We start from the raw sequence: 22,972 nt of genomic DNA on the forward strand, positions 1-22,972 counted from the left end.
CATTTTTTGTTGCTCATCAACTTTTCGCTAATGTGGCCCGGTTTAAAACTGTTTAGGGCTTTTTTTCGTCAAAATTCACTGCAATAGATACAGCCCGGAACAGAACACGCCATGCGGCGTTCATCTGGTAAGGATTAGAATGGCCGCATGAACGTTCGACGGTCCGAATAATAATTGAACATGCCCAATGGGCGTAAAAGGAGTACCGAAATGATCCAGGTTTCCCGAGGCTGGCGCAGTGTTGTCAAAACGGTTTCGGTATGTGTGCTGTTGGCGGCTCCAATTGCTGCCTGTGGGCCATTACAGATGCCGCTCGAAGACCGCACAGGCAATGACCAGTGGCTCGATACCCAGATTAAATCGGGTATCCTTGGCGAGTTTTCCAAAGTTGACCACACCTATCTGATGGATGTGAATGTCGACATCTGGAAGCAGGAGGTCATGGTCACCGGGATGGTTGACTCAAAAGGTAAATATTATGACGTGATGTCCCTGATCAAACAGGATAACCGCATTAAAACCGTTCATGATCACCTTGAGATTGCCGATGCCGAATCCATTGAGGCCTATCGCGCGGCTGAAGACGAGTATGGCAAAAATGCCGTTCCAACCGATTCGGCGACCCAAACCGTGTCCGATGTCTGGATTGAAGGCCAGATCAAAGCCTTGTTATTGGCTGAAAAAGGCGTCAGTTCGGTGAACTACCGCTGGCAGTCGGTAAATAATGTTGTTTACATCATGGGCGAGGCGCAGACCGATCCGGAACTGCAAAAAGTGCTTTCGATCGTGCGTCGCATCAAAGGTGTTAAACGCGTAATCAGTCATATCACGCTTGCCTGATCTCCTTCTGATTAAACGACTTTTTTGAAATTCCCTGCAAATCTGGCGGTTTGCGGGGAATTTTTTTGTCCGAGGAGTATTAAAAGTGTTTGAAAACTATTCGCATTTACCGTACAGCTTTGGCTCTGTAACTAATAACTGATTGCATTTGCACCATGTATGTTTGCGTTTGTAATGCGCTTAGAGAAAAAGACGTTAGACGGGCTGCCGAAGAAGGTGGTGCGACGCGTCCGGCTGAGGTGTTCCGTTTTCATGGCTGTGCGCCACAATGTGGTAAATGCGCGTGCCATATGCGGGCAGAACTGATTAATTCAAACACCTGTGGCAATTGCGATTGCGATGATGCTGCCGCGGTTACAGCAAACTACGAGCCGATAGCCGCGGAATAACGCTACAAAGGGCGTTTTCCAAATCTGCATCTGAATGCAAAAAAAGGCGAAGCCGTTATGGGCCTCGCCTTTTGTCGTTTTGGGTTCATGTCTGCATGATAGAGGCGATCATGCTGCGTGTTGGCGCAAACCAAACCGTTCTTCGGCCAACCGGTCGGCAACGAAGCTGGTCGATTGGTTTTGTTGTTTGGCGCGATCAAAGATTTCACGCACGGTCGCGCCGATTCCTTCGATGTGTTTGTTGGTTTCACTGACCGGTTTGCCTTCGCGGCAGTAATGGACCTCAACAACACCGCCGGCATTAATGACGTAATCAGGGGCATACAAAATGCCTGCTTCGCGCAGCATGTCACCATGACGTGCGTGTTCAAGCTGGTTGTTGGCGGCTCCGGCAATGATTCCGACGCGAAGTTTTTCAAGGGTTCGATCATTGATCACGCCCCCCAATGCACAAGGAGCAAGGATATCGGCATCGACATACAGGATGTCCTCAACTGAAACCGCGGTGGCACCAAATGCATCTACCGCCTTGGTCACACTGGCCTGATTAAGATCTGCGACCACAAGTTTTGCACCGGCGTCATAAATCATCTGACTCAAATGATAGCCGACATGGCCAAGCCCCTGAACAGCAACGCGCATGCCGGTCAGGTCATCGTGCCCGTTTTTAAACCGCGCGGCTTCTTTCAGTCCGATGAATACACCATAGGCGGTAAAGGGTGACGGGTCTCCGGTACGTGCCGGGTCCTTGCCATCACTGATCCCGCCGACATGTTTTGTCTGACTGGCAATCTGTTCCATATCTGCCGGGCTGGTGCCGACATCTTCGGCAACAATATAACGGCCACCGACCTGTTCGACGGCACGGCCCATGGCACGGAACAGTTCAGGTGTTTTCTGGCTGCGTGGATCACCGATGATGACGGACTTGCCACCACCAAGGGGCAAGTTTGCAAGGGCGGACTTATACGTCATACCGCGCGACAGGCGCAGCGCATCGTGGATGGCTTCCTGTTCACTGGCATAGGGCCACATTCGGCATCCACCAAGCGATGGCCCAAGATTGGTATTGTGAACGGCGATGATGGTTTTCAATCCGCTGGCGGTGTCACTGGCAAAAACAACCTGTTCGTGGCCGTCAAATGCGGTATCGGAAAAAACGTTCATCCTCGGCAGCCTCCTGGCAGCATGTTTGTTCTGGTGCAAGACGGGCTTGCTTATCCTTGTATGTTTGATGCATTGGCCATTTGATCAATTTTAAATTCAGGCAAGATTGAAAAAAGATCGTTTCGGTTGGGTAGGGGGATCGAGGACGGAACTTTATGATCCCTGCAGATTGCTTTTGAAATATTGTTGCGCGACGTGTGCGCTGCACAATCGCAGGCAAAGGATGTTTTATGTAAAAGCCCTCGATAAAATGATTCTTTTTTATCGATTTTTCATCTGGCGGGAACGGCACCTCAGCGGGTATCAGTCCCATATTTCAGCGATTTATTTTCCAAAATGGCGCATTTGGCAGGATAAGTTCTAAAACCCGCAGTTGTCGGCGTTTGAGGTGATAGGGCTATGACAAATTGGGGCTTGAAACCGGAGCGATTTGTGTTGAAATACAAAACAACCGGATAATTTACGGCTCGTTAAGGTGCGAAACGTAGAGTGATGGTTGGGTATCTTGTGGTTGAGATTCCCAGTTCAGGACACGACGGCGTCTGGGCGGCGCCGCCGGACAAAAAGTAAGGAGATCGGCGGAAATGTCTGCGTTCACAGACCATCGCCAGACCGTATTCGAGGTTGAACTGCACAATCAGGCCGTTCGCGAATGCGTCAAAGAGAACCGTTCCCACGAAATCTTTGATGATCGCTGGGCCGACGTGCAAATCCACGAAGTTGCCGCAAGCAACGAGGGTAAGGCTCTTGCCATGATCGAAAACACCTATCCTTCATCAGATGGGTTTGTTGTCGATCACGTCAAACGCCTTGCCTGAGGGGAAGATGAATTCTGGCCGGTAAAGGCCATATACAAACCGGGCGGGATGTTTTCCCGCCCGGTTTGTTTTTTTAAGGAGTGGTCGAGCAGGCGGATGCCAGGCTAAGATAGGGCGCGGTCCACAAAGTCAAGCCGGTCCTGGCCCCAAAACAGCTCGGAGCCAACCACATAGCTTGGGACACCAAATATATTGTGATCTCGGGCGGCTTGACAGTTGGCGTCATAAATTCCGGCAATGGCGGGCAAATCGGCATTTTCCAGATACTCGGCCGATAGATCACATTTGATCAGGGCGTCGCGCACGGTTTGCGGTTCTGCGATATCGCGTTCGTGCAGCCAGACATCTCCCATCAACGTCTCAATCAATGCGGACGCATCTTTACCGTCATCCTGCACGGCAATGATGGTCCGTGCGGCCAGTGTCTCATCAACGGGAAAGAATTTCGGTTGCAGGTTAATTGGAATGCCCAGATGTGTGGACCAGCGTTTAAGTTCTGCCATGCGGTATTCCTGCCGGGCTTTGGGGCGCTTTGCCAATGGCACGCCTCCGCCATGTTCCCAGACATCTGCGGCCCGGCATGGCCTATGAATGATTTCTACGCCGTGTTTCTGGGCAATTTCAACTGCCCGGCGGAACCCGAAAAACGACCAAGGGGACTGAACAAAGAAATAATGAATGATTGGGTTGGACAAATTGGCCTCCTTTTGCTGTGCTTGCAGCATGTGTTCTTAACTGTATGCAACAGTGCCCAACGCAACCGGGCGCGTCAAATGCCGTCGCGCTTTTCAAGGACAGTTCAGGTGATTGTGATCAGTAATCCTGCCACCAGGCATATTCACCAAGCCCACCAAGCACCACACCATCAAAGCCAAGTTTCATGATTCCGCCAAGATAGCTGCCTTCGGTCCCAAAAATCAGGCGTTGCCATTCAGGTGTCCAGTAATGAACGTGATGTTCCTGTCCCCAGCGGGCCATCATGTTGCCTTCGCTGATGAAATCAGGCGATCCGGCGCGCCAGTTGCTTTGCCAGTAATAACGATATGTCTTGGCTGTCGCGACATTGATATAGGCCATGATGGTGCGCGGTGTTCCAACTCTTTTATACCGCAGACGTTTCATGTCTTCATAGGTAAGCGGGATGGTGCCGCGGTGGAACGGATCAATGATCAACGTGTCGTAATTGGTTGCGATCAAGGCATCAAGATAGGCCGTCTTGGTGCCATAAGGTGAACTGTCGAGCACCATGGCAAAATTTTTAGCCGACCTGATGTTGTCGATAATGTGTGGATTGGACCCGATTGGCGTGCGCGGTACCGATGCCAGCGATGACAGTTGCATGCCCGGCGGTGGAGCCGCGTAATACAGGGCATCAAGGCCGCTTACTTGTTGACGTGCCTTTTGCATGTCATCGACCTTATTGGTGTAATCAACCAACAGGTATTGCAGGCCTTCAAGTTTCAAGCGTTCGAGATAACCAAGAATATATTTGGTTTCCTCGGTATTGGTAGGCTCGCCATATTTGTCATAGCCGTAAAACGGGGCTTCGATAAGGATGCCATCAAGTGCGCGCAGATAATCTCTTGCGGGTTCAGCGGTGCCGCGCGTGGCAAATAGCGTTGTTTCAAGAAACTCGGTCAGTTCAAGTGCGTTCATCGCGATGATCGAAAAGTCACTGCGATATCCCTTGGCCCAGCGACTGATATCGACCACGTAATCGCGCATGCTTTCGGTGAAATCAATTTTCGGCTTGTTGTTCTGCGCGCCTTGGGTATTTGGCGCGCTTAAGCTGTTGGGGACGGGCGTAAAGGGTTCGAGCTGCTGTGCCTGAGCCAGTAACGGGGTGTTTGAGACCAGTGCTGCGCCCAACCCGGCTATGCTGCCTTCAATGAAACGACGTCGGGACAGTTCTTTGCCAGCAGGATGCATTGCTGATCTGCTTTGGACATCCTTCTTGCTGTTTTTTCCCGTCATCTGGCGTTCCTTGCCCATTTTTGCTTCTCGTGTATCTGCTATCAGATATTTAGCACGTCTGACGCGTCATGGTTTTGTATGCTCTGCCGCCGTAGAGCCACATCAGGACGCGGCGCGCATGTCGCTCTGGCGCGTTATGCGGTCACAGACCAATGCGCCAATTGCAAGTGATGCTGTCAATCCCGGCGATTCAATACCATAGAGCATTACAAGACCATTAAGGCCATGCGATTTTACATCGGCAATCATGAAGTCATGGGCTGCTTCATCCGGCGACTGAATTTTCGGCCGCACGCCTGCGTAACCTGCCTGAAGGGCGTTTTCATCAAGATCAGGATAATATTTGCGTATGGCCTCGGCAAAATCGTGGCGCCGTTCTTCCGGTACGTCGTAGTTCGGCGCATCAACCCACGTGACGTCTGGACCAAAGCGCGCCTGTCCTCCCATATCAAGGGTAAGATGAATGCCAAGCCCGGCTTGTTCCGGGGCAGGGTAGATCAATGTTGAAAATGGCGCCTTGCCCGACAGAGTAAAATAACAGCCGCGCGCGTAATGCTGTGCGGGAACGGTGTTTTTGTTCATGCCGGTAAAATTACGCCCCAGCGTCTGGCTGTGCAGTCCGCCTGCAACAATCAGTTCGGCGCAGGTCAGACTCATTTCTTCGCCATCAGCATCACGGGTATTGACCGTGTAGACATCCTTGTCGTGGTTGACCGAAATCACATCCGTATTTAATGCCAGTGTGGCGCCGTGATTTTCCGCATCCCCCAAAAGGGTCACCATCAACTGATGGGAATCAACAATGCCGGTCGATGGGCTGTGCAGTGCGCCAACGCATTTCAGGGCCGGTTCACGCTTAAGGGTTTCGGCTTTGCTAAGCCAGACAAGGTCATTAACCCCGTTTTCTTGCGCCTTCTTTTCAATGCTGCGCAGGGCATCAATCTGATCATCTTTCGTGGCGGCGATCAGTTTTCCTGTGCGTTTGTGGTCGATGCCGTTTTCGGCGCAATAGCGATATAGAAGGTCGCGTCCTTCGACGCACAGCTGCGCCTTAAGGCTGTCTTTCGGATAATAGATCCCGGCGTGAATGACTTCGCTGTTGCGTGCGCTGGTTTCTGTGCCGATGGCGTCATGACGTTCAATGATCAGGACTTCACGGCCTGCACGGGCGAGAGAGCGGGCACAGGCCAGCCCAACAACACCGGCGCCAATGACAATGGTTTGAATATCTGTGGTCATATTGGGTAATTCTTCTTTGGGACGATACGATATGGGTGGGGCGGTCGTAGCCTAAGTTAACCCTGGTTTTGCTGGCGGAAATAAACCGCCTGTCCATTGTTGTCTTGACCGTCACCGGTGACCGATGCCGGACCCTCGCTGGTGTAATTTCCGCGCGCGAAGCTGCCGTCATTACAATAAACATACCAGCTGCCAAATGGCAGGGTGCCGGTTTGATACGCGCCGCCTTCATGGCGCCAGATGCCCTCGCAATGACGCTGGTCGTCATCAACAATCATCGTACCTTCGCCCGATGGCTGATCAAACTTCAAGGTCCCAACACCCCGTGCACCTTGCCAATTGGTGGTGATTGGAATGCCATCTTCCGGCGGGGTGGTGACCGACCCTTCGGGTTGCGGTGCAGGGGGCGTTGCCGCAGCCACAGGCTTGGCGACATTGTCGGGGATTTGCACTGTGAACCGGTTCATAAAGCCCGCAGCGAATTCCTGAGCATCAATCATGCTTATTGGCGTGGATACGGTGACCGAGCCTGCCACAGCCTGCTGCATTACTGGCGTACAGTAAAAGCCAAGAAGACGGCTTCCGCGCTGGCTTTGGGTTTGCGGGTCCCACTGACCAACAAAGGAAATGCACTGTGATTGATTGCGCGCAAACGGCACCATCGAAATCGGACCAATCCGGGTTTCCTGCGTGAAACTGGCTCCATTAACCTTGCTTCCGGATTTGAGTGAATCAAACATGTCTAAAAGCTGGTTCGGGGCCATTGCCGTACTGAACGTGAAACCGGCAGAAGATGTCGTAAAGACGGTTTCCAGATACAGATCACTTGCCGATTGCGGTTGTTCTTTTGCCGTACGCGGAGCAAACCAGCGACCGACGAAGACGGTGCTGTTGTCTCGGTACTGGCGCAGGAAGACGTTTTTGCCGTCCGCTTTTGACGCAAATTCCATCGGGATCTGGTCTTCGGGGACCTGTTCAAAACCGCCAACTTGCTGCGCGGATGCACATTGCATGGTTGCGATCAGAAGGCTACCCAAAACGCCACCAATCAAAGCCCCCCGATACTGCACTTTGCGTCCTTTCAATATGTTTTTCAGGCGCATCTATATTTTGCGCTACCCTTATCTTTACCTTTGTGTTGTTAAGTTGGCTAGGGTCAGAGACTCATTGATGTGATTGCATCGACAGCCGGTATGACCGTGAAATACAAGCAAAAGCACTAACAGCAGAGTGTTTCACCGGTTAAGATTGGGGATGCGAAGCGCTTCCTCAAGATATCCAGACGATGCGCGCGATGATGTGAATGAGTTTTGTGCTGACGGTCAGTCCAAGGATGTCATGCTGACAGGTTTCTTTTATCCTTGATTTTTGGGGACAAAGTGGCTCTTTGGGAAGATTGGACTTGGGGACAATATCAAGATGCCTGAATAACGGAGCAAACAGCCATGACGGTGCAAGAGACCAGCGCAGGCGGGGACAGCGCAGGCCAGCAGACTGCGACAGATAAACAACCGCAGTCCAACCGCGCCCATGTAATTGTTATCGGCAATGAAAAAGGGGGATCGGGCAAATCGACAACGGCGATGCATCTGATCGTTTCCCTGATGAAAATGGGCTTTACGGTCGGATCACTTGATATCGATGCGCGTCAGGGAACACTGACCCGCTATATCGAGAACCGCACAGCGTTCAACGCCAAAAAAGGTTTGAAATTGCCCACGCCCGAACATCGCCCGATTTATCGCAGCGAAGTTTCCGATGGCAACGAGGCCAAACTTGATGAGCGTGACCGGTTTACGAATGCCTTGGGCGAAATGGTCGTCGGATGCAACTTTGTCGTTATGGATTGCCCGGGCAGTGACAATTACCTGTCACGTCTGGCGCATGCCTGTGCCGATACGTTGATTACACCTATCAACGACAGTTTTATCGACCTTGATATGCTCGCACGGATTGATCCGGATACATTGGATATCAAAGGGCCAAGCATCTATGCCGAAATGGTCTGGGATGCCCGTAAACGTCGTGCTGGTATTGACGGTGGGACCATTGACTGGATTGTTATGCGCAACCGTCTTTCACATCTTGATGCGCGCAACAAACGCGATATCGCGGAAATTGTTGAAAAGCTCGCAGGGCGCATTCGGTTCCGTCCGGCACCGGGCTTTGGCGAACGTGTGATTTATCGTGAATTGTTCCTCAAAGGGCTGACCCTTTTGGATCTGCGCGAAAAGGGTGTGGGTATCCCGATGAGCATGTCGCATATGGCAGCCCGTCAGGAAGTCCGTTCCTTGCTTGAAGTGATCGGATTCAAACCGTCCGATGGTGAAGAGTTGCCGATCTGATCGGTTGCAACCTATATCTTTAGGGGCACATCATGGTGTCTGATCGACAAGCTGAACTGGTAGATTTTACTTGGTACGCAAAAACATCGTCGCGGAAACATCCAATAAGCAAGACGTCGCGGACTTTCTGAGTAAGGCGCGTGATCTTTCTGTGCGGGCGCCTGCAGCAGGCCCGGCACAGGGGCGGCTGATCTTTGCCATGGATGCAACCGCCAGCCGCCAGCCAAGCTGGGACAGTGCCACGATGCTGCAGGCAGAAATGTTTGACGCCGTATCGGGGCTTGGTGCACTTGATATCCAACTTGTTTTCTTTCGCGGAATTTCTGAATGTAAGGCAAGTGGCTGGTGCCGCGACGCGGCAGCATTTGGCACTTACATGACCAAAGTAAGTTGTCGCGCCGGGCATACCCAGATCGAGCGTGTATTGGCCCATGTTGAACGTGAAGCCGAAAATAAGAAGATCGATGCCTTGATATATGTCGGCGACTGTATCGAAGAAAACCCCGATGATCTGGCTCCAATTGCCGGTAAACTGGCGCTTAAGGGGGTAAAGGCATTCATGTTTCAGGAAGGCTTTGATCGTAAGGCGCAATTTGCGTTTGGGGAAATTGCGCGGATTACCGATGGGGCTTTTATGCAGTTTGATGCCAGTGCCGTCCAAAAACTGCGTGATTTACTTGGTGCGGTGGCAAGTTATGCCGTTGGCGGGCAAGACGGACTTGCTGTTTATCAGAAAAAAACCAGATCAAATGACGTGTTGTTGCTAGGCAATCAATTGCGGAAAAAACCATAATGCAATGGTTGTTGGTTGGTATTGCGCTGTTTGTCGGTGTTGGGTTCTTCATTCGCTGGATGACCGAGGCGGAACCAAAAGAAATTCGCAAAATTGGCATGATTGTGACCATCACTTTGCTGGTGGTTCTGGCGGGCTGGATGCTGCTGACAGGCAAGCTGGCTGCGATGGTCGCGGCTTTGGCCGCCGCCGTTCCGTTCCTGATTAGGGTGATGAAACTAGGCTTTTTATTGCCACTTTTACGCAAGATATTTGCGTCGTCGCGTCGGACTGCCCGTCCTGGTGGCTTTGGCCAGCAGGGGCGTGGTGCCGGCAGAACGTCAGAAATCAGAACGGATTATCTTTATATGCTGCTTGATCTCGAAACCGGCCAAATGCAAGGCTCCGTGCATAACGGGACCTACGCCGGAGCAGATCTTGACAGCTTGGAGCTTGACGACCTGCAGTTGCTTTATGTTCAATGTTGCGGTGCAACTGATCAAAGCCAAGCTGTTTTGGAAGCCTATTTTGAACGTCGTCCCGATTGCTCGGGGTGGCAAGGTTGGTCCAAAACAGACAATGGTAACAATGGCACATATACTGGGGGAAGCGGCCACTACGAAAACGAGAGTGGCCAATATGACAACAGGCGTTCTAGTACCAGTGATATGACTGCTGATGAGGCCTGTAAAATCCTTGATGTTGCCAAAGACGCAACCCGCGAGGAGATCAATCGGGCTTATAAAAAACAGATCAAGACGGTCCATCCCGATCATGGTGGGTCAGATTATCTGGCATCGCAGCTCAATGCGGCACGAAGCCTTTTGTTACGGCTATGTAAAGATTAGCGTCAATTATGCTTACGCTTGCTTGATCCCCGTTCCGGAATTGTGGCAAAAGCATACATGCAGACAGTTCTTGATAGGGCTGGCCTGCAGCGGTTGAAAAAGGAAATTTTTGAATGTCGAAACGAATCAAAAAGGCTGTTTTCCCGGTCGCAGGCATGGGCACCCGGTTTTTGCCTGCAACCAAGGCAATGCCCAAAGAAATGTTGCCAGTCGTTGACAAGCCGCTGATTCAATACGCCGTCGAAGAGGCAATCGCAGCGGGTATCGAAGAATTCATCTTTGTGACAGGACGTGGCAAAAGTGCGATCGAAGATCACTTTGACCGATCTGCCGAACTTGAAGCCATCCTCAAAGAGCGCGGGAAAGAAGACGCGCTGGCCAAGGCACTTGAGATGATCCCGGATAATGGTCGCGTCACCTATACCCGTCAGGGCAATCCTTTGGGCCTTGGGCACGCTGTATTGTGTGCAAAATCGTTGGTGGGTGATGAGCCATTTGTTGTTCTGCTGGCAGATGACCTTATCCAGTCGAAAACGCCGTGCATGAAGCAAATGGTCGAAAGTTATGGCCGCACGGGCGGCAATATGGTTGCCGTCATGGATGTGCCGCGCGAAGAAACCGCGCGGTATGGTGTGTTGGAAGTCGAAGGTACGAATGGCCGTCTGGTCAGTGCATGTGGCATGGTTGAAAAACCAAAGCCCGAAGAAGCCCCGTCAACACTGTCGGCAATTGGTCGTTACATCCTTGATCCGGGTATTTTCGAAGTCCTTGAAAACATTCCGCGCGGGGCTGGTAACGAAATCCAGCTTACCGACGCATTGGCGGCAATGATCGGAAAAGTACCTTTTTATGGATATCGCTTCGAAGGTCAGCGCTTTGATTGCGGGAACAAGATTGGCTTCCTGAAGGCTACAATGTCATTTGCCTTGGCGCGTGAAGACATGCGCGATGACGTTCGTCAGCTTATTCATGATTTTGCTTCAGGCGAAGCAGCCGAATAATCATTTCATTTCAATTATAACCGGCCGGGATCGTCTGTTGAATTGTTCCGGCCGGCAATAACTTTACGAGGGTAAAACATCCATGCGCGTAGCAATGATCGGGACCGGATATGTTGGACTTGTGTCCGGTGCCTGTTTCTCCGAATTCGGTACTGACGTCATCTGTGTCGACAAAGATGTGGAAAAAATCGCCCGTCTTGAAGATGGCATCATGCCGATCTACGAACCTGGTCTGGATGTTTTGGTTGAAAACAACGTCAAAGCAGGGCGTCTGACATTTACCACGGACCTTAAGGTTGGCGTAAAAGATGCCGATGCAGTGTTTATTGCTGTTGGCACGCCGACCCGTCGTGGTGATGGTCATGCTGATCTCAGCTATGTTTATGCCGCAGCCGAAGAAATCGCCGAGGCGATGGACGGATTTACGGTCATCGTTACCAAATCAACAGTTCCGGTCGGAACGGGCCGTGAAGTTGAACGGATCATCCGTGAAAAACGCCCGGATGCGGAATTTGCGGTGGTGTCAAACCCCGAATTCCTGCGTGAAGGTTCGGCGATTGGCGACTTTATGCGCCCGGATCGTGTCGTGATCGGTACCAGTGATGAACGGGCCCGCGAAGTCATGTCGGACTTGTATCGTCCGCTGTATCTGATCGAAACACCGATTGTGTTTACGTCACGCGAAACATCGGAAATGATCAAATATGCCGCCAATACGTTTTTGGCTGCAAAGATCACGTTCATCAACGAAATTGCCGATCTTTGTGAAAAGGTTGGCGCGGACGTTCATGACGTTGCGCGCGGTATCGGCCTGGATGGCCGGATTGGCAAAAAGTTCCTGCATCCGGGGCCGGGCTATGGTGGGTCCTGTTTCCCCAAGGATACGCTGGCCCTTGTAAGGACTGCTCAGGAATATGATAGCCCGCTTCGGATCATCGAAACGGTGGTCAATGTGAATGCGGCGCGTAAAAAGGCGATGGCGAATCGCATTGTTTCTGCGTGCGGTGGTTCGGTTGCAGGCAAAACCATCGGCATTCTGGGGCTGGCATTTAAACCAAACACCGATGACATGCGTGACGCGCCTAGTCTTGACATCGTACCGGCCCTCATTGCGGCGGGGGCGACGGTCAAAGCCTATGATCCAGAGGCAATGGAAGAAGCCAAGAAGCTTCTGGAAGGCGTAAACTATTGCGAAAATGCTTATGAAACCATCGATGGCGCTGATGCGATGGTTGTTCTGACCGAATGGAACGAGTTCCGTGGCATGGACCTTGACCGTGTCAAAGACGTGCTGAAACATCCGACCGTTGTGGATTTGCGAAACGTTTATGATCCGGCTGAAATGGCCGAAAACGGCTTTAGCTATTCCTGTGTCGGGCGCGCATCAATTGGAGGCTAATACCAATATGACTTTATCTGCTGGATACACGTTTGACAGTTCGGTACTCCGCGAATATGACGTGCGTGGCATTGTCGGGGAAACCCTGCATGCAGCGGACGCTAACGCGCTTGGCAAGGCCTTTGGGACAAAAGTACGTCGGTCAGGCGGCAAGAAAGTTGCTGTCGGACGCGACGGTCGGATCAGTTCGCCCGAAATGGCAGTAGCCCTGATCGAAGGGATCCTTTCGACCGGGTGTGACGTTGTACGGATCGCCCGTGGGCCAACGCCAATGCTGTATTTTACGGTATATGACGAAAAAACCGATGCTGGCATCATGGTGACCGGATCCCACAATCCGTCAAACTATAACGGATTCAAAATGCTCAATGCCGGCAAATCGGTGTTTGGCGAAGCCATTCAGGAACTTGGACAGATTGCCGCAAACGGTGATTTTGAAGTCGGGGCCGGGTCGGTTACCGACATTGATATCGAAGACCGGTATGTAACACGTCTTGTTGCCGAGCTTGATTGCGACGTCGCAAAGCCAATGACCATTGTCTGGGATTGCGGGAATGGTGCGTCTGGCGACGTTGTTCGTAAGTTAACCGCCCAATTGCCCGGCACGCATCATCTCCTATTTGATGAAGTTGACGGCACGTTCCCCAACCATCATCCGGATCCGACGGTTGAGGCTAATCTGGTGGACCTTAAGGCCGCCGTTGCCAAACACAATGCCGACTGGGGTGTTGCATTTGATGGCGATGGTGACCGTATTGGCGTGATTGATGGCAAGGGCAATGTGCTTTGGGGCGATCAGCTGTTGCAGATCTATGCTGCAGACGTCTTAGCACGCCAACCCGGTGCCGCGATCATCGCCGATGTCAAAGCCAGCCAGACATTGTTTGATGAGGTCAATCGGCTTGGTGGCAAGGCAATCATGTGGAAAACCGGTCATTCCCTTATCAAAACCAAAATGATCGAGGAAAAAGCACCGATTGCCGGTGAAATGAGTGGCCATATCTTCTTTGCCGAACGGTATTACGGTTATGACGATGCGACATACGCGGCTGTGCGCCTGTACCGCATTCTGGTGCAAAGTGGCAAAAGCCTTGCCGTATGGCGGGCTGCGATGCCGGTTGCCGTCAACACACCGGAAACGCGGATTGATTGCCCGGATGATCGCAAGTTTGACCTGATCGAAGAAGTTCGCGGGCGTCTGGCCGAGGCGGGTGCCGAAGTTAGTGGCATTGATGGTGTGCGTGTCAGTACCGATGATGGCTGGTGGTTGCTGCGTGCATCCAACACGCAGCCCGCCATTGTCGCACGCTGCGAAGCTGCTGATGATGCCGGACTTGTGCGTTTGAAGGCGCAAGTCACCGATCAACTGGTGAAAAGCGGATTGTCGTCAGATGATTTCTTTGCACTTGGCGGCGGTCACTAATCGTATCGCTTCTGATACGCGCTAAGTGTGCCCTATTTAAAAAGGCCGTCAGAATGTTCTGACGGCCTTTTTGGTGTTTGGGGTTGGGACGCGAGCTGGTCTGAACTAACTTCAGCCCGCACTACCGGCATTTACCGGGATACATGCAACCTTTTCACGGCGAAGTGCCGCACAGGCGGCACGCGCCGCTGTTTCACCTTCAAAGCCAAGCAGGCGGGCACGATAGACTACGCCAGTTCCGCTGGTCTGTTGTTCAACGGCTGCACGGGTCAGGCGCAGAACATCCGGTGCAGTGCGTGCCGCTGCAAGCACCGCTTCCTGCGCACGCCGCTGGTCGCTGAAGGCGCCAACTTGAATGGCCCAGCCATCTGTGGCTGTTTCGGGCTTAATACGGCTGACAACGGTTTGGGTGTCAACGCGACCGGGCTGTTCTGCTTCACGTTGCGATTCAAGTTTGGCGATCAGAAGTTGCGCATCCGCAGGCAGGATTTTCTCATCCGGGCTAAAACGTGGGCGCGGCGGCATGATTTCGCCGTCTTCTTTCAATTTCAGGTACGCCCGGTCCAGAAGCTTTTTCATCTGATCGTCACGGGTACGTGCAGTGCGCCCGCCAAAGACAGCCGCAATCAGACGTTTTCCGTTGCGGTTGACCGAGGCAACCAGGTTAAAGCCCGACGCATTGATATAGCCGGTCTTGATCCCGTCGGTGCCATAATATGACGCCAGAAGATTGTTGTGGTTACCATAAGTGCGATTGCCAAAGCGGAATTTCTGAGTTCGAGAAATAGTGATAGTAATCACCGTAATTTTTGCGAAGGGCGACGGCCATCTTGATCATATCGCGTGCTGTGGTCATCTGGCCGCGGTTGGGGAGGCCGGACGCATTGCGAAACGTCGTACGCGTCATGCCAATGCGACGCGCTTCCGACGTCATCATCTGCGCAAATTTGATCTCCGTACCACCAAGGTGTTCGGCGACAACCACGGCAATGTCATTTGCCGATTTGGTCACAAGGGCCAGAATCGCGTCTTTGACCGAAATGCTTTCACCCGGCTTAAGGCCAAGTTTGGACGGCGCCTGTCCCCATGCACGCTTGGACACTTTCATCGGTGTCGAAAGCGATACCTTGCCGTGATCGAGTGCATCAAACAGCATATAAAGCGTCATGATCTTGGTCAGCGACGCTGGATAGACTTTGTGATCGGCGCGGTATTCATGAAGAACTTCGCCAGTGTCACCATCAATGACCATTGCCGTATACGTTCGGGCAACGGCACTTGCAGGCGCAAGAACAGTCGCACACAAAAGCACCGTCAGGCACATAAGTGCGACGGCAAAGCTACGCATGCGGTCACTGCTGCGCAACGGAGTTGATTTGGCCATTGTTGTTGGCCCTGACAGGGTCATAAAACGCATTGTATCGGGCTCGGCTTTCGGTAATCCCCAAGATCTAAATACGAACAGTCTCGCACCGTAGGCTTAAACAAACGTTTAACGAGTTAGGATTGCGTGACATTCCATATGTGGCCTTGCATTGGCCTTATTTTCACATCAGTCTCAAGTTATATCCGCAGAACGGGAAAAAATCGAGGATCGAATGCGTAAAATAATTCTCCCATTTGTCAGTAAGATAGCTTTTAGCCCCGCAGTTTTCAGCCGTATCGCCGGTGTGACCTTGGCCACATCCTTGATGGCTGGCTGTGCTTTTACACAAGGGAGCGATATCTCAAACCCTCTGACACGCAAGGCATCCTGGTTCTCATACCTTAATGCCGATGATCTGCGCGTTGCATGTTCTGCCGGTGAGGCAGAAGGCCGCATCAGGCTTGTTTACAACGCGGATTATTATAAAGAAGTCCGCAGCTTTGAAATCCAGCCGCAAGTTGGTTTTGATCAATTTAACATGGTGTCGCGCGTGTTTGGTCCGGCAGAAGTTAGTCAGATCAACGTGGATGTGAATGCTCCGCTTGGTGCGTTTGGCGGCGATGAAGCGACAGACAGACTGGATCGGGAGTCGTATGTACGGTTAACCGATGCGCTTCAGTCAGATGGTTTTGGCTATCAGGAGCGCGATGGGTTGCGCCTTCATTCCGATGATTACTATTGGGTTGCAATCGGGTGTTCGTCCAAGCAGATCACATTGGCGGCTTGGGCATCGGCAAAAGATAACCTGAATGCGCTGCGGTTCCCCACGGTCCTCGCCAACCTTTCAGGTATTGAGCGCGCGTTGCCACAGCCACCAGCGGCGGACGCCCCCAAATTGCCTGACCCGTTTTACAGCAAGAATGACCGAGATGCCGACTCCCGGAATTTTTATCGCACTGTGCGAGGCAACACGTTGCGATGAACAAAGTTTGACGTCAAAATTCCGCAGATTTTGATCAAGTCCTGATGTCGGGACACAATATTTTTAAAGGCGCGTCATGTTTTGGCGCGCCTTTTGTTGTTGCATCAGGCTCGGGGTACGGCGCTAAGGGTTTGCAAACAGAAACTGTTTTACAAAACTTCGCGGTACTTGGCGTTTCAAGGTGACTTGGTTAGGGCCGTTTTCACAAAGACCTTTCGTGCAACTGTCACCAAACTGTTCTTGACGTTGGAGGGTTGTTCCATCTAGGGTTATGTTGCAATGCGGCATAACATTGGGCCGTAAAGCCCAATAAGCAGGAGGTTGGTGCAATGGCTGTTTCCAAACCGAAGGCTTCTGGAAAACCACAGAAAACATCTGTCGCCGCGAAAAAAAGTGCGTTGACGCCAAGTACGCAGACGTCCGGGAATAAGGACGATGTTGTGACCAAACGTGTGGTCATGACCTCGTCTGAGATCGAAGCGGCTGCAAAGAAATCCGATGACATCTCGTCGGTGGAGAAAAATTCTGCAAAACCCGCTGCTTCGCCGCCAAAGGACAAGGCTCACTCTGCGGAGGATGTGAAACCGATTAGTTCGGCGTCATCTTCTGAGAAAGCAGACCAAATACCGGTTGCGAATACGCCCGACTCTGCGTCGGTGGTAAAGGTTGATGCAAGCACCGGTGCTGAGGTTAAAGCCAGCCCCGCTGGGGCGTTAACGACCGCTACCCGCGCCAAGGCACCTGCAACATCATCTCCCGCTTCAAAGCAGAGCAAGCCAGTTAAATCTGCGGCAAAACCGGCCGCGAAGTCTGGTGCGGCACGAAGTGCTGCGGCTAAAAAGCCGGTGTCAAAAAAAATGGCTGCATCCAAACCGTCCCCCAAAGCAGAAAAGGTCAGTACCGTGACTCAGACAACCAAATCTGCGGCGGCGGCCAAGCCGGCCGATGCCAAGGTAACCGCGCCCAAGAAAACGGCTGCGTCCGCGAAGGCCCAAGCCTCCTCATCTAAAGCGTCAACGACACAGAAAACGGTAACACCAAGCTCACCACCAAAGTTAGTGCCCCAAAAAGAATCGCAGGCACCTGCAACGGCATCCTCGCCCAAGCCCGCGGCAAAAAAGGCCCCCGAAGATGCACCAAGCGATGTTTTTGGCATGGGTGCGATGTTTATGGATACCAATGCGATGGAAAAGTTTTTCGATATGTGGAAAACCCCTGAAGTCGATGCGATTTTCACGGCCAGCAATGACGCCTTTGAAGACAGTCTTTCGGCCGCAAATGAGGCCTTTTCAAGAATGTTTGAAACAATGACCGGTCAGTCTGATGTTTTTTCCGGTGCCGGGTCACGGGTTGTTGCCCAGTACGAAGAGCTGGTGGAAACGCAGCAGAAAAACCTTGAAGAAATCTGGCACGCATCAGCCGCGCTGATGGAAAAAAGTGGTGGTGTTGGGACTGAGCTGGTTTCCTGGGCTCAGCGCGAGATGGATGCATCGCAGGCTGATATTGAGGCACTTTCAAAAGCTGAAAGTCTGTCAGATATTCAAGAGGTCAATTCGCGTATTCTCAACCGTTGCGTTGAAAGTGGTTTGGCCGAGGGTGAGAAAGTTCAGGAAATGATGTTTTCAGCACTTTCGGATAGTTTTTCGGCAATGAACAAGGCTGCAAATGCTGGCATGAAATAATCTAGATCTTTCTATTCGCCGGAAAAGGCGGGCATGGCAGTTGGCTGTGCCCGCCTTTTTATTTGCCAAGAATAAGATCTTTTGGCCGTTTTGCGCCGTATTATCCAATATAAAATAAGGAAGTTTGTTCCTTGATCTTGCAGCGGAACATTCACGGCTTACATGAATTCTGGATAGACAATAAATTAGTCGCCACAAAATGTGCTGCGGCCTTTGAAAGAGACAGGCAATGACCTATCATGGAGTTCATGCAGGAAATAAGGGTTCCGGTAATTAGACGATGACTGAACAGGATAATGACGGCACTGATCTGCCGAATACAGGGATCGTTACCAAAACGCGGCCTAAAACGAAAAAGCCGTCGTTGTACAAGGTACTGTTGTTAAACGACGATTATACTCCGATGGAGTTTGTTGTTCACGTGCTGGAACGGTTTTTCGAGAAGGGTCGGGAAGAAGCTACCGCAATCATGCTTCAGGTCCACCAAAAGGGTGTCGGGGTCTGTGGTGTTTTCACCTACGAAATTGCGGAAACCAAGGTCAATCAGGTCATGGATCTGGCGCGTCAGAACCAGCATCCATTGCAGTGCACCTTAGAGAAGGAGTGACGTATGCTATCGCGCAATCTTGAGGAAAGCCTGCATCGTGCGCTCGCCTATGCGTCTGAGCGTCGGCACGAGTATGCAACGCTCGAACATCTTCTTCTGTCCTTGACCGAGGATCAGGATGCACTTGCCGTTTTAAAAGCCTGCCGGGTTGATGTTGATCGCCTGCGCGCCGACCTTTTGGAGTTCGCCGACAGTGAACTTTCCGGTCTGATCAGTGCGCGTCTTGTCGATCCGAAACCCACAGCCGGGTTCCAGCGTGTTATTCAGCGTGCAGCCATTCATGTTCAATCTTCGGGGCGCGAAGAAGTCACCGGCGCAAATGTACTTGTCGCGCTGTTTTCCGAACGTGAATCGCATGCTGTTTACTACCTGCAGCTTCAGGATATGACGCGACTTGATGCGGTCAATTACATTTCGCACGGCATCGCCAAGGCGTCTGAGCTCAATGAGCGTCGCATCCCGCGTGGTGCTGACGAAGAAGCCGTATCCGGCCTGTCGCCAGAAGGCGATGAAACCGGACCAGCCGAGGGCGAAGCGCTCAAGGCCTATTGCGTGAACTTGAATGTCAAAGCGCAAAACGGGAAAATTGATCCGCTGATCGGTCGCCAAAGCGAGATCGAGCGTACCATTCAGGTGCTGTGCCGTCGTACGAAAAACAATCCGCTTTATGTCGGCGATCCCGGCGTTGGCAAAACTGCCATCGCAGAGGGCTTGGCGCGCCGGATCAATGATGGTGACGTGCCCGAAGTTCTGGCCGATGCGACGATTTTCTCGCTTGATATGGGCGCACTTCTCGCCGGAACGCGTTATCGCGGTGATTTTGAAGAACGCCTTAAGGCCGTTGTCAAAGAGCTCGAAGATTACGACGGTGCCGTACTGTTTATTGATGAAATTCATACCGTGATAGGTGCCGGTGCAACGTCGGGCGGAGCGATGGATGCGTCCAATCTGCTTAAGCCTGCTTTGGCAAGCGGGACGCTGCGATGCATCGGGTCAACGACCTATAAGGAATTCCGGGGTCATTTTGAAAAGGACCGGGCGCTTGTGCGCCGGTTCCAGAAAATTGATGTCGAAGAACCATCCCCGGAAGACACAATCAAAATCCTCAAGGGCCTCAAGCCCTATTATGAGGAGCATCACAAGGTCAAATACACCAACGAAGCCATTCGCTCTGCGGTGGAGCTGGCGTCGCGCTATATCAATGACCGTAAGCGTCCCGACAGTGCGATTGATGTGATTGACGAGGTTGGTGCGTCGCGGATGCTGGTTGCGCCGAGCAAGCGCAAAAAACCGTCAGCAAACGTGACGTTGAAGAAATTGTCGCCAAGATCGCCCGCATCCCGCCAAAATCGGTTTCGACCGATGATCGCAAGGCGCTTGCCAATCTTGAACGTGACCTTAAAACCGTGGTGTTTGGTCAGGACGGTGCAATTGAATCGGTTGCCAGTGCGATTAAGCTGGCCCGTGCTGGCTTGCGTGAACCCGAAAAGCCGATTGGCAGTTACCTGTTCTCTGGTCCAACCGGTGTTGGTAAGACCGAGGTCACCAAGCAACTTGCCAATGTCATGGGGATTGAGTTCATTCGCTTTGACATGTCAGAATATATGGAACGCCACAGCGTTTCACGTTTGATCGGTGCGCCTCCGGGCTATGTCGGCTTTGATCAGGGTGGTTTGTTGACCGATTCTGTTGATCAGCATCCGCATGCCGTTGTGCTTCTTGATGAAATCGAAAAAGCCCATCCTGATTTGTTCAATATCCTGTTGCAGGTGATGGACCACGGGAAGCTAACCGATAATAACGGCAAAACCGTTGATTTCCGGAATGTCGTTCTGGTCATGACAACCAATGCTGGCGCATCCGATATGGCCAAGCCACCGATCGGGTTTAAGCGCGAAATGCGTATTGGTGAGGATGAAGAGGCAATCAAGCGCACCTTTAGTCCGGAATTCCGCAACCGTCTTGATGCGGTCATTCCATTCGCCAATCTGAAAGCCGATGTCGTCAAAATGGTGGTCGATAAATTCATTCTGCAGCTTGAAGTTCAGCTTGAAGACCGGAATGTTTCCATTGAGCTTACCGAAGCAGCCCGAACATGGCTGGCAGAACGCGGCTATGACATTGCCTTTGGTGCGCGCCCTCTTGGCCGGGTCATTCAAGAGCATGTCAAGAAGCCGCTGGCTGAGGAGCTTCTGTTTGGCAAGCTTTCAAAAGGTGGTGCTGTGTTGGTCGATATAGAAGATGACGCTGTTGTCTTTAAGTATCCGGATGGTGCGCCGGGTGGTAAGCTTCAGGAAAAAGATCCTGAGTTAGCTGATTGATAAGCTGAATAAGTCTTTTTGTGCTTGTTGTTAATGAATGGCAGGTTACGTTGGTGCCTGGGATACGAGCCCGGGTACCAATTTATAAAGACGCCAAAATAAAATGAACCAATCTACTCAAAGAAAATATCGAGATCAGGTCGAAGAGTTCCTGTCTTGGCTTGAGCATCGTGCACGCATACTGGTTGCATTGGCTGACGAGCTTGAACGTCAGGCAAGTAAATCTGATGTTACGGGGTATCGCCCGTTTCGCGAAGAGGTTGATAACTTTAAGGCGCTGTCACTGGTGATCTCGGAGCGGTTTGCCAAGCTTGAAAAGCATCCCAAAAAAGAAGAGTTAGAAGAGCAGTTTCATAAGCTTCAAGTCGTGATGTTGCGCATTGTGATTAAAACCAGTCTGAAATTCTTCTTTGTTATGAGTGCAAAGACTGTGTTGCCTCTTGGGGCGCGCGAAATGTTTCAAAGCGAACTTCGAACGCTTTATGAGGCAGAGCGCATGATTTCTGATCCGCGTTATATCAGTCAGCTTGATGATTCTGCGCGTGATGATCTCGATACGGCCAAGGAAATCCTCGAAGAAATTATTGAGCACGCGCCAGCTTTGCTCAATTTCGGCGATAGAAAGAAAAAACGGAAGAAGTAGCGGGAAGATTGTCCTCTGGTGATATCAGTTTTCACAGACATAACATTGCAAAATGCAAATAATGATATTCGCAATTTGCGAAGATGAGATTTGCAAAATGGGAGAATATTGTTTGATCTGCATGATGAGGGGGCGAAGTGTTGTCTCTGAATTGCTTAAATAGGCGATTTTCTGCGTTTGGTAAAAGTTGGCACGCGTCATGCTTAGGTGATGTCGGACAGTTGTTCTTTGCAGGGGCGCGTTTCGCGCCTGGAACAACGTAATCTTCTGCAGTTTGCTCGTGTCCCAACCAAACTCAGCGGCGGTTTAATCCGCCGCTTTTTTCTTGCCTAATCTTAATGAACACTAATTTTTTGTTGTTTTGTGATGATCCAAACAACAACCAAGACATGTGTAATGCTGTCTTTTACGTTTTCTCTGTTCTGCCTTTTCGCAAAAAAGTTGTATGAAAATAATTTCTTTAGTATAAATACCTATACTTTGAGTTAGTGTCTTTCATGCGATGGCGATTTTGGTGTAGGAGTGGGGTCGATGCAGTCTCTAAAAAATGTGTTTTGTTCGGGAATTATTGCCGCAGGGTTCCTGTGTTTGCCGCAAGTTTCCTTTGCCAAATCGGAACTCCCCGGCGATCCATCGGAACTTATTACGGACAAGTTTATTCAGGACGCGCGTGAATGGCTTGCCAACCCGGTTGTCTCTTTATCGATCAACTCTCAGAACCGCCTACGAAAAGATTTGACGCAGGAAAAGATCGATACTGCCGACAAGCAATGGCGTGAAGAGCGTGAAGCCGAAGATCAGCCTCTCGTCGCTGCAATCGTTACCAATCCGCTCTCTGGCTATCTGACACAGGTCCAGGCAAGGTCGGGCGGCTTGCTTGCTGAAATTTTTGTCATGGACGCTGTCGGCCTGAATGTGGGGCAAAGCTCCATCACCTCAGATTTCTGGCAGGGTGACGAAGCGAAGTTTCAGAACACATTCCCGAATGGACCTGACGCCGTCTTTATTGATGAGGCGGAATATAATGAAGACTTTGACACGTGGCGCTCGCAGCTCAGCATGACCATGAGCAACGAAGAGCGTAAACCAATCGGGGCTGTGACCATCGAAGTCAATCTGAACGAACTTGCACGTCGCAGTAGCCAGTAGGGAGAAG

The 22,972-nt window shown here is 51.5% G+C and carries 22 protein-coding genes and 2 pseudogenes; 15 read left to right on the top strand and 9 right to left on the bottom strand.

Going from position 1 to position 22,972, the window contains the following annotated elements; all coding sequences use genetic code 11:
* Positions 1-210 precede the first annotated feature (210 nt).
* On the top strand, positions 211-840 hold the full coding sequence (locus tag AC0VXT_RS07045; protein WP_475548070.1) for a BON domain-containing protein: 630 nt from the start codon (positions 211-213) through the stop codon (positions 838-840).
* Between the two features lie 155 nt (positions 841-995).
* Positions 996-1,229, top strand: coding sequence for a (2Fe-2S)-binding protein (locus AC0VXT_RS07050; RefSeq protein ID WP_102785386.1), 234 nt, complete (start codon positions 996-998; stop codon positions 1,227-1,229).
* A 108-nt stretch (positions 1,230-1,337) separates the two neighbouring features.
* On the opposite strand, the gene AC0VXT_RS07055 is transcribed toward AC0VXT_RS07050, so the two are convergent.
* Positions 1,338-2,396, bottom strand: a complete 1,059-nt coding sequence (locus AC0VXT_RS07055) for a Glu/Leu/Phe/Val dehydrogenase dimerization domain-containing protein (RefSeq protein ID WP_475548071.1) — start codon at positions 2,394-2,396, stop codon at positions 1,338-1,340.
* Positions 2,397-2,980: 584 nt separating this feature from the next.
* On the opposite strand from AC0VXT_RS07055, the gene AC0VXT_RS07060 reads away from it, so the two are divergent.
* Positions 2,981-3,214, top strand: a complete 234-nt coding sequence (locus AC0VXT_RS07060) for a hypothetical protein (protein ID WP_022730303.1) — start codon at positions 2,981-2,983, stop codon at positions 3,212-3,214.
* A gap of 104 nt (positions 3,215-3,318) precedes the next feature.
* On the opposite strand, the gene AC0VXT_RS07065 is transcribed toward AC0VXT_RS07060, so the two are convergent.
* From AC0VXT_RS07065 to AC0VXT_RS07080, 4 genes are all read right to left on the bottom strand, one after another.
* Complete coding sequence (locus tag AC0VXT_RS07065) at positions 3,319-3,909, bottom strand: DsbA family protein (protein WP_475548072.1); 591 nt, start codon at positions 3,907-3,909, stop codon at positions 3,319-3,321.
* 118 nt (positions 3,910-4,027) lie between these two features.
* A complete protein-coding gene (locus tag AC0VXT_RS07070; RefSeq protein WP_475548073.1) occupies positions 4,028-5,188 on the bottom strand; it encodes a hypothetical protein in 1,161 nt (386 codons plus the stop codon).
* A gap of 102 nt (positions 5,189-5,290) precedes the next feature.
* Positions 5,291-6,427, bottom strand: coding sequence for an NAD(P)/FAD-dependent oxidoreductase (locus AC0VXT_RS07075; protein ID WP_475548074.1), 1,137 nt, complete (start codon positions 6,425-6,427; stop codon positions 5,291-5,293).
* Between the two features lie 56 nt (positions 6,428-6,483).
* Positions 6,484-7,512, bottom strand: a complete 1,029-nt coding sequence (locus tag AC0VXT_RS07080; protein WP_475548075.1) for a hypothetical protein — start codon at positions 7,510-7,512, stop codon at positions 6,484-6,486.
* Positions 7,513-7,872: 360 nt separating this feature from the next.
* Here AC0VXT_RS07080 and AC0VXT_RS07085 point away from each other — a divergent pair, with 360 nt between their 5' ends.
* The 6 genes from AC0VXT_RS07085 to pgmG all read left to right on the top strand — a co-directional run bounded on the left by AC0VXT_RS07085 (position 7,873) and on the right by pgmG (position 14,215).
* A complete protein-coding gene (locus AC0VXT_RS07085) occupies positions 7,873-8,772 on the top strand; it encodes a division plane positioning ATPase MipZ (protein ID WP_475548076.1) in 900 nt (299 codons plus the stop codon).
* Between the two features lie 70 nt (positions 8,773-8,842).
* Positions 8,843-9,565, top strand: a complete 723-nt coding sequence (locus AC0VXT_RS07090) for a VWA domain-containing protein (protein ID WP_475548077.1) — start codon at positions 8,843-8,845, stop codon at positions 9,563-9,565.
* A complete protein-coding gene (locus AC0VXT_RS07095) occupies positions 9,565-10,392 on the top strand; it encodes a DnaJ domain-containing protein (RefSeq protein ID WP_475548078.1) in 828 nt (275 codons plus the stop codon). The genes AC0VXT_RS07090 and AC0VXT_RS07095 overlap by 1 nt, the downstream gene beginning before the upstream one ends.
* A 113-nt stretch (positions 10,393-10,505) precedes the next feature.
* Positions 10,506-11,393 (top strand): UTP--glucose-1-phosphate uridylyltransferase GalU, encoded by an 888-nt coding sequence (galU, locus tag AC0VXT_RS07100; protein WP_022730311.1) that lies wholly within the window; start codon positions 10,506-10,508, stop codon positions 11,391-11,393.
* A gap of 82 nt (positions 11,394-11,475) precedes the next feature.
* Positions 11,476-12,792, top strand: coding sequence for a UDP-glucose dehydrogenase family protein (locus AC0VXT_RS07105; RefSeq protein ID WP_475548079.1), 1,317 nt, complete (start codon positions 11,476-11,478; stop codon positions 12,790-12,792).
* Positions 12,793-12,799: 7 nt separating this feature from the next.
* Positions 12,800-14,215 (top strand): phosphoglucomutase/phosphomannomutase PgmG, encoded by a 1,416-nt coding sequence (gene pgmG / locus AC0VXT_RS07110; protein WP_475548080.1) that lies wholly within the window; start codon positions 12,800-12,802, stop codon positions 14,213-14,215.
* 111 nt (positions 14,216-14,326) lie between these two features.
* Here the strand turns inward: pgmG and AC0VXT_RS07115 are convergent, their stop codons facing one another.
* Positions 14,327-14,794, bottom strand: coding sequence for an SPOR domain-containing protein (locus AC0VXT_RS07115; RefSeq protein WP_475548569.1), 468 nt, complete (start codon positions 14,792-14,794; stop codon positions 14,327-14,329).
* A gap of 84 nt (positions 14,795-14,878) precedes the next feature.
* Positions 14,879-15,632: pseudogene (locus AC0VXT_RS07120) on the bottom strand (D-alanyl-D-alanine carboxypeptidase family protein); the annotation flags it as partial.
* A 181-nt stretch (positions 15,633-15,813) separates the two neighbouring features.
* Between AC0VXT_RS07120 and AC0VXT_RS07125 the strand changes: the two are divergent.
* Positions 15,814-16,563: a hypothetical protein gene (locus AC0VXT_RS07125; RefSeq protein WP_475548081.1), complete on the top strand. Its 750-nt coding sequence runs from the start codon at positions 15,814-15,816 to the stop codon at positions 16,561-16,563.
* A 226-nt stretch (positions 16,564-16,789) separates the two neighbouring features.
* On the opposite strand, the gene AC0VXT_RS07130 is transcribed toward AC0VXT_RS07125, so the two are convergent.
* The gene (locus tag AC0VXT_RS07130) at positions 16,790-17,122 is read right to left on the bottom strand and encodes a hypothetical protein (protein WP_475548082.1); all 333 of its coding nucleotides are present in this window, start codon (positions 17,120-17,122) and stop codon (positions 16,790-16,792) included.
* Between the two features lie 3 nt (positions 17,123-17,125).
* A complete protein-coding gene (locus tag AC0VXT_RS07135) occupies positions 17,126-17,434 on the bottom strand; it encodes a hypothetical protein (RefSeq protein ID WP_475548083.1) in 309 nt (102 codons plus the stop codon).
* Between AC0VXT_RS07135 and AC0VXT_RS07140 the strand changes: the two genes are divergently transcribed.
* The 5 genes and pseudogenes from AC0VXT_RS07140 to AC0VXT_RS07160 all read left to right on the top strand — a co-directional run bounded on the left by AC0VXT_RS07140 (position 17,421) and on the right by AC0VXT_RS07160 (position 22,965).
* Entirely contained in the window at positions 17,421-18,245 is an 825-nt protein-coding gene (locus AC0VXT_RS07140) for a phasin family protein (RefSeq protein ID WP_475548084.1), read from the top strand. The genes AC0VXT_RS07135 and AC0VXT_RS07140 overlap by 14 nt on opposite strands.
* A 280-nt stretch (positions 18,246-18,525) precedes the next feature.
* The gene (gene clpS / locus AC0VXT_RS07145) at positions 18,526-18,852 is read left to right on the top strand and encodes an ATP-dependent Clp protease adapter ClpS (RefSeq protein ID WP_022730317.1); all 327 of its coding nucleotides are present in this window, start codon (positions 18,526-18,528) and stop codon (positions 18,850-18,852) included.
* Between the two features lie 3 nt (positions 18,853-18,855).
* Positions 18,856-21,173: pseudogene (gene clpA, locus AC0VXT_RS07150) on the top strand (ATP-dependent Clp protease ATP-binding subunit ClpA).
* 103 nt (positions 21,174-21,276) lie between these two features.
* Entirely contained in the window at positions 21,277-21,816 is a 540-nt protein-coding gene (locus AC0VXT_RS07155; protein ID WP_475548085.1) for a hypothetical protein, read from the top strand.
* A gap of 531 nt (positions 21,817-22,347) precedes the next feature.
* On the top strand, positions 22,348-22,965 hold the full coding sequence (locus AC0VXT_RS07160) for a hypothetical protein (RefSeq protein ID WP_475548086.1): 618 nt from the start codon (positions 22,348-22,350) through the stop codon (positions 22,963-22,965).
* Positions 22,966-22,972: the final 7 nt, after the last annotated feature.

The organism is Thalassospira sp. Z349TD_5 (genome assembly GCF_056173045.1).